The 5947-nt window shown below is 72.0% G+C and carries 7 protein-coding genes; 4 read left to right on the forward strand and 3 right to left on the reverse strand.

Annotation, left to right across the window (positions count from 1 at the left end; genetic code table 11):
- From VF697_RS11855 to VF697_RS11870, 4 genes are all read left to right on the forward strand, one after another.
- The coding region (locus tag VF697_RS11855; protein ID WP_331094358.1) for a hypothetical protein at positions 1 to 424 on the forward strand (424 nt) is incomplete at its 5' end.
- A complete protein-coding gene (locus VF697_RS11860) occupies positions 421 to 1146 on the forward strand; it encodes a glycosyltransferase family 2 protein (protein ID WP_331094359.1) in 726 nt (241 codons plus the stop codon). The genes VF697_RS11855 and VF697_RS11860, both read left to right, overlap by 4 nt.
- Entirely contained in the window at positions 1143 to 2501 is a 1359-nt protein-coding gene (locus tag VF697_RS11865; RefSeq protein WP_331094361.1) for a protoporphyrinogen/coproporphyrinogen oxidase, read from the forward strand. Before VF697_RS11860 ends, VF697_RS11865 begins: the two co-directional genes overlap by 4 nt.
- A 92-nt stretch (positions 2502 to 2593) precedes the next feature.
- The gene (locus VF697_RS11870; RefSeq protein WP_331094363.1) at positions 2594 to 3556 is read left to right on the forward strand and encodes an NAD-dependent epimerase/dehydratase family protein; all 963 of its coding nucleotides are present in this window, start codon (positions 2594 to 2596) and stop codon (positions 3554 to 3556) included.
- 4 nt (positions 3557 to 3560) lie between these two features.
- Here VF697_RS11870 and grxC read toward each other — a convergent pair whose 3' ends face one another.
- From grxC to VF697_RS11885, 3 genes are all read right to left on the reverse strand, one after another.
- The gene (gene grxC / locus VF697_RS11875) at positions 3561 to 3842 is read right to left on the reverse strand and encodes a glutaredoxin 3 (RefSeq protein WP_331094365.1); all 282 of its coding nucleotides are present in this window, start codon (positions 3840 to 3842) and stop codon (positions 3561 to 3563) included.
- A 109-nt stretch (positions 3843 to 3951) separates the two neighbouring features.
- Entirely contained in the window at positions 3952 to 4944 is a 993-nt protein-coding gene (locus tag VF697_RS11880) for a DUF481 domain-containing protein (protein WP_331094367.1), read from the reverse strand.
- 137 nt (positions 4945 to 5081) lie between these two features.
- The coding region (locus tag VF697_RS11885; protein WP_331094369.1) for an ATP-binding cassette domain-containing protein at positions 5082 to 5947 on the reverse strand (866 nt) is incomplete at its 5' end.

A 5947-nucleotide genomic window follows, 5' to 3' on the forward strand; every position in this document is an offset into this window, starting at 1 on the left:
CGCTCCGGCGGAGGAGGCGGCGGGAGGCCCGGCGTTGGAGCTGCCCGCGGAGGGCCCGGCGTTGGAGCTGCCTGGAGAGGCACCGGCCGCCGCGCCCATGCGGCTGGAGAAGCCCGCGCGACAGGTGATGGAGACGTTCCACTTCCACCTCTTCACCGTGCCGGTGGTGCTGCTCATCGTGGGGCACCTGTTCATGCTGACGGCACTGTCCACGCGGCTGAAGGTGGGCGTCATCACCCTGGCCTCGGTGACCACGTTCGTCCACCTGCTGGCCCCGCTGCTGGTGCGCTTCGTGGGGCCGCAGTGGGGCTGGCTGATGCCGGTGTCGGTGGTGGGGGCGACGGTGGGCTGGTTGCCGATGCTGCTGTGGCCGCTGTGGGAGATGTGGCGGCCGATGCCGGCCTCGGAGGCGGCGGCGGGATGATCAGCGTCATCATCCCCGCTCGCGACGAGGTGGGTGCCATCGCCGAGGTGGTGCGGCGGGTGGGTGTGGCGTTGGCGGGGGAGTCGCATGAGATCCTCGTGGTGGACGATGGCTCGCGGGACGGCACGGGCGCGGTGGCGCGAGAGGCCGGGGCGCGGGTGCTCACGCTGACGGGCGTGGGCTACGGCGCGGCGATCAAGGCCGGAGCCGTCCAGGCGCGAGGCTCGCTGCTGGCGCTCATCGACGCGGATGGGACGTACCCGGAGTCGGCGCTGCCCGCGCTGGTGGCGGCGGTACGAGGCGGCGCCCGGCAGGCGATTGGCGCCCGCCCGAAGCTCGGGGACTCGGAGCCCTTCGCGCGCTCGGCGGTGAAGGCGCTCTTCCGGGGAGCGGTGCGCTGGGTGGGCGGCTTCGAGGCGCCGGATCTCAACTCGGGCCTGCGGGTGCTGCGCACGGCGGACCTGCTGTCGCTCGCGCCGGTGCTGCCGGATCGCTTCTCGCTCACCACGACGCTGACGCTGGCGCTGGCGGCGGCGGGGGACCCCATCGTCTTCCTGCCCATCGCCTACCACGCGCGCGTGGGCCGCTCGAAGTGGCGGCCGGTGCGGGACACATGGCTGATGGGGCGCACGGTGGCGCGAGGCATCGGCTGGCTGCGCGCGGGCCGGGCGCCGAGGGCGCTCGTGTCACTGAAGCTGCCAGCGGTGGGGAGCGCGGGGTGAGCGCGACGGTGGTCATTGGCGCGGGGCCCTCGGGACTGGCCGCGGCGCATGCGCTCGTCCAGGCCGGCAGGCGGGTGGTGGTGCTCGAGGCGTCCGCGCAGGTGGGCGGACTCTCGGGCTCGTTCGACTTCGCGGGCTTCAAGGTGGACTACGGCCCGCACCGGCTGCACCACGCGGCGGGGCCCGAGGTGCTGGAGCTCTACCGGGCGGCCCTGGGCGGCACGCTCCGGGTGCGCGCGCGCAGCGGCATGGTGCACGTGGGGGGGCGCAGGCTGCCGTACCCGCTGTCGCTCCTGGGCATTGCCCGAGGGTTGGGGCTCGTCGAGGTGGTGAGGCACGGGCTGTCGGCGGTGGCGGCGCAGCTCCGTCCGCCGGAGGGCGGCCACTTCGGCGCGGAGGCGGCGAGGCGGTTGGGGCGGCACGCGGCGCGGGTGCTGTACGAGCCGGCGGCGCGGAAGGTGTGGGGCCTGCCACCGGAGGAACTGGACGCCTCGCTCGGCCGGGCGCGGGTGCAGAAGGGAGGCCCGCTGGCGATGGTGCGCGCGGCGCTCGGGCGCGGAGGCTCGTCGGCGGGGCGGCGCTACTTCTACCCGGAGGGCGGCTTCGGAGCGCTGGCGGAGGGCCTGGCGGAGAACCTGCGGCGGGCTGGCGGCGAGGTGCGCTGCGGAGTGGCGGCCGAGGGGCTGGTGCTGGAGCAGGGGCGGGTGAGGGCCGTGGTGGTGGAGGGGCGCGAGCTGCCGGCCGAGTCGGTGGTGGCGACGGTGCCGCTGCCGCTGCTGTGCGAGTGGACGGGGCGACCCGAGGCCGCCGAGGGCCTGAGCTACCGCGCGCTGACACTGCTGTACCTGGAACTCGCGCGGGACAGGGGCACCTCGCAGGACGTGCACTACTTCGCGGACGAGCGCCTCCCGGCGAACCGGCTCTTCGAGGCCAAGAACTTCTCGGGGGGTGAGGGCCCAGCGGGGCGCACGGTGGTGGGCTTCGATCTGCCGTGCGCGGTGGGAGATGCCATCTGGCGCGCGTCGCCGGAGGAGCTCACGGAGCGGGTGCGTCCGGCGCTGGAGCGAACGGGGCTCGCGGGCGTGGAGATCCTCGGGGCGCGGGTGCGGCGCATGGCGACGGCCTATCCGCTGTACCGCAAGGGCTTCGACGCGGTGCGGGATCGCGCGTTGAACGAATTGAGTGGGGTGGAGGGCCTCTACCCGGTGGGGCGGAGCGCACTGTTCGTCCACGACAACGTGCACCACGCGTGCGCGGCGGGGCTCTTCGTGGGTCGGTTGATCTCGGAAGGCGCGAGTTCCAGGGACTGGCGCGACCGTCAGCGGCCCTTCCTGGAAACGCAGATCGAGGACTGAGGGACTCTTTGTTATGTCCCCCCCTGCTTTGGAGAGGGGCGTGGGGCGAGGGTGTTCCTCCCCACGCGTCTCATCCGCGATGGGAGTGAGTCATGAAGGTGCTCGTGACGGGCGCGGCGGGCTTCATCGGGTATCACGTCTGTGAGCGACTGCTCGCGCGTGGGGACACCGTCATCGGGTTGGACAACCTGGACACGTCGGGAGACGTGACGCTGAAGGCAACGCGGCTGTCGCGGCTGAAGGCGGCGCCGAACTTCGGTTTCCACCGGATGGACATCCGCGACGTGAAGGCCTGTCGGGAGCTCTTCGATGGAGCGAAGCCCGAGCGCGTGGTGCACCTGGCGGCGCGGGTGGGCGTGCGCTCGCTGGCGTCGGAGGCCCAGGACTACACGGAGACGAACGTCACGGGCTTCCTTCAGGTGTTGGAGCTCTGCCGGCAGGTGGGGGTGGAGCACCTGGTGTTCGCCTCGTCGAGCTCGGTGTACGGGGCGGGCACGCCGGTGCCCTTCTCGGAGCAGGCGCCCGCGGATCGCCCGGTGAGCCTCTACGCGGCGACGAAGCGCGCGGACGAGATGATGGCGCACGTCTACAGCCACCAGTACGGGCTGCCGGTGACGGGGCTGCGGCTGTTCACGGTGTACGGCCCCTGGGGCCGGCCGGACATGGCGCCGATGCTGTTCCTCCGGGCGATGCAGGAGGGCCGCTCCATCGTGCTGAACGGCGAGGGGAAGATGCAGCGGGACTTCACCTACGTGGATGACGTGGTGGAGGCGCTGGTGCGGTTGCTGGACAAGCCGCCCGCGGACACGTCCCCCTACCGGGTGCTGAACGTGGGCCGGGGCGCGCCGGTGTCGATGGCGCGCTTCGTGGACCTGCTGGAGGAGCAGCTCGGGATGAAGGCCTGGGTGGAGCTGCGGTCCGGGCTGTCGGGGGAGCTGGAGGTGACGTGCGCGGACGTGACGGCGCTGGAGCGAGAGACGGGTTTCCGTCCCTCGGTGCCGTTGGAGCAGGGGCTGGCGAAGCTGGTGGCGTGGTACCGGGGCAGCGAGGGCTGAGGGCTCAGGCGGGGCTGGAGGCCGTGTTCTCGGAGCCCCGGAGCGCATCCAGCTCGCCGCGTTCGTGGAGCTCGGCCAGCTCGGTGAAGCCGCCCACGTGCCGCCCGGCGATGAAGATCTGGGGCACCGTCGTGCCGCCCCCCGTGCGCTCCACCATCTCGGCGAAGCGGGCCTCGTCCTCCGTCACGTCGATGTCCTCGAACTCCACGCCCTGTTCAGACAGGAGTGCCTTGGCTCGTTTGGAATAGGCGCAGTACGTCTTCGTATAAAGCGTGACTTGTCTCATGGGGCAGGGTGCCTCCTCGCACCTCTGCCCAAGCTATCCACGCGGCACGGGGACGCGCGCCGCCGCGCTCTCCCGCCTGCTCACGAGCCCGGCGGGCGTACGCTCGGTCCTAGAAGGACACCGCGACGCTCGCGGCGAGCGAGGTGTCGGTGGGCACCTTCCCCTCGGCCGGCTCGCTGTCGTACTGCAGGAGGAAGGTGGTGTTGATGGCCAGCGCCTTGGTGAGCTTCACGTTGAGCTGCGTCTGGTTGGCGAGGAGCAGGCGCGAGCCCTCGATGAGGCTGGGCAGCACGCTCACCTCCTCCACGAAGGCGACGTCCTTGGTGAGGGAGTAGCGGAAGGCCACGCCGAAGCGGGGACCGCCGAGGGACACGTCCGGCAGATCCATGCGCGAGGGGTAGTACTGGAAGCGCGTCTCGCGGGCGTAGCGGAAGGCGAGGTCCGTGCGCAGGTAGGCCTCGCCGCCGTCCTTCTTCTTCTCATCCCACCAGATGATGCCGACACCCGCCTCGCCGATGCCGCGCACCTCCACGCTCTTCACGTGGTCCGTCTCCACGCCGCCCAGCAGGTAGCCGCTGATCTTCTCGCTGAAGCGGCGATCCCCGCGCAGCTGCAGGGCCGCGTTGAGCGCCACCACCTGCGACTCCGTCTGCTCCTCCGTCGTCTCGGGGGGGCGGCTCTGGCCGTAAATGCCCGTGGCCTTGACGGCGTAGATCCAGTGCTCCGTCTTGCTCTCCGCCGCGGCCAGGCCGTTGAACGTGATGGTGGAGGCATTGCCGGAGATGAAGATGAGGCCCAGGCCGACCGTCACGTCCCAGACGTCCTTCCTGGCCTCTTCCTTCCTCTCGGTCGCGGTCTCCTTCTTTTCCACGCCGGGCTGCTCGGCGGGTTGCACCGAGCGCGCGATGCCCTGGGCGAGCTGCTCGATGGCCTCCGCCATGCGGGCGTTGGCCTCGGCGGAGCGCTGGGCGGCCTCGGCGGCGCGCTCGGCGGCGGCGGCGGCGCGCTCGGCGGAGGTGGCCTGCTCGGGCGTGGAGGCCTGCGCGGGGGCGGGCGCCTGGAACATCAGGAAGGTGGAGAGGAGGGTGTGGGCGGGAAGCACGGGAGACTCGCGGAGGTGGAAGAGCTCGGCGGTCGAGGAGGGGGGGCCTCCCTGACCGCCGAATGGCGCGGAGTCATGGAGCAGAAAAGTTCGGGAATCAACCCTCTGCCTCCGGTTTTTCGCCCGCCGCTCCCGGCTCAGTCCGAGGCGACGTCCACGCGCCGCTCCTGGACCCGCCAGCGCAGGGACGTGCACCGCCGCGCGAAGTGTGCGTCATGCGTCACCAGCAGCAGGGCTCCCGGGTACTCGCGCAGGGCCGCCTCCAGTCGCTCGATGGACGGCAGGTCCAGGTGGTTGGTGGGCTCGTCGAGCACCAGCGCCCACGCATGCTGCCCGAGCCCCCGCGCGATGAGCAGCTTGCGCGCCTCGCCGGGGGAGGGCTGCTCCGACGCCAGCAGGCGATCCGGATCCACCCCGAGCGCGGCGACCAGGGACAGCACGCTGCCCTTCTCCGTGGGGGGCAGCTCGCGCACCGAGTCGAGCACCTCCTCGGCCTCCTCCGTGCTCAGGTCCTGCGGCAGGTACAGCACACGCTCCAGGGGCACGCGCGCATGCGCGAGCAGGGCTCGCAGCAGGGTGCTCTTCCCGGCGCCGTTGGGGCCCTCGATGCGGATGCGATCCTCCCGCTGCACGTCGAGCCGCAACCGCTCGAACAGCTCCACCTCGCCCGCGTGCAGCCCGGGCAGGTCGACGCTGAAGAGCAGCGGGTGGGGGGGCCGCACATAGTCGACGAAGATGGAGCGACCGAGCGCCTTCTCCACCTCGAGGGACTCCACGGTGGAGGCGGCGCGCTCGACCTCGCGGCGGGTGGTGGTCACGCGGCGGCCGAGCTGGGCGTCCGCCCAGCTCACGAGGTTCTTGGCTCCCAGGGTGCGCGCGTCGCTGTCGTACTTGTCCTTCATGCGGCTGCCGGCGTTGCGCGCGGCGGAGGTGGCCTCTTGATCCCTGCGGATCTGCACGAGCCGGTGCTGGAGGCGACGGTGCTCCTCCTGCGCCTGGTGCC

The organism is Archangium sp. (genome assembly GCF_036388035.1).
Taxonomy (GTDB): domain Bacteria; phylum Myxococcota; class Myxococcia; order Myxococcales; family Myxococcaceae; genus Archangium.